We start from the raw sequence: 289 nt of genomic DNA, 5'->3' as shown, positions 1-289 counted from the left end.
CAAGCGCCTTAGAATACTCATCTCGCCCACCTGTGTCGGTTTGCGGTACGGTCTCGTATGACTGAAGCTTAGAGGCTTTTCTTGGAACCACTTCCGATTGCTTCGCAGCATAAAGCCGCTCGTCCCACTCCCTTGAATTACGCACCCGGATTTGCCTAAGTGCCTTCTATGAAGCAGAAACTGACTATTCCAACAGTCAGACAACCTTCCGCGATCCGTCCCCCCATCGCATCATACGACGGTGCAGGAATATTAACCTGCTTCCCATCAGCTACGCATCTCTGCCTCG

1 rRNA gene is annotated in these 289 nt (G+C 52.2%); it reads right to left on the bottom strand.

Going from position 1 to position 289, the window contains the following annotated elements:
- Window positions 1-289, bottom strand: a 23S ribosomal RNA gene (locus C2862_RS25120); the annotation flags it as partial.

The organism is Massilia sp. Mn16-1_5 (assembly GCF_004798585.1).
Taxonomy (GTDB): domain Bacteria; phylum Pseudomonadota; class Gammaproteobacteria; order Burkholderiales; family Burkholderiaceae_D; genus Telluria.
The sequence above is the reverse complement of the archived record's forward strand: the minus strand, read 5'-3'. Positions and strand labels throughout refer to the sequence as shown.